Here is a 585-nt window from a genome sequence, read left to right on the forward strand (position 1 = left end):
GTCATACTACCTCGGCACGACCAAGGTGATGGCGCACAAGGAGCTCAACCTGAAGTCGCTCAAGGACGCACAGGGCGGCACGATCTGCATCCCTGCCGGCACAACCATCGAACAGCAGGTCGCTGCCTACAGCCAGAAGATCGGAATCAAGCTTGAGCCGGTCGTCATCGAAAAGACGGAAGAGCTCGAACAGGCCTACTTCTCCGGCCGTTGCGACCTCTATGCGCAATGGGGCCCGGTCCTCGCCATCGCGCGTGTGGCCAAGGGCAAGGTCGAAGACCATGTGATCCTGCCCGACGTGATCGCGGTCGAGCCAGAGGTCATGATCGTGCGGCAGGGCGACGACAATTGGGTCGACGTCGCCAACTGGACGCTCAGCGCCCTGCTCTTCGCCGAACAGGAAGGTATCACCTCCAAGAACGTCGACGAGATCAAGGCCAAGCCGACGTCGCCGGCGGTCGCCAAGTTCCTGGGTGCGGCACCGGGCATGGGCAAGGGTCTCGGCCTGCCTGACGACTGGGCCTACAACGTCATCAAGAAGGTCGGAAACTATTCGGAGATCTTCGATCGCGATCTCGGCAAGGA

1 protein-coding gene is annotated in these 585 nt (G+C 61.4%); it reads left to right on the forward strand.

Annotated features, from left to right (window positions below):
- A partial coding sequence (locus tag AC1DX0_RS36840) for a type 2 periplasmic-binding domain-containing protein (RefSeq protein ID WP_477359587.1) occupies positions 1-585 on the forward strand: 585 nt, incomplete at both ends.

This window comes from Mesorhizobium sp. P3_A9 (genome assembly GCF_056402975.1).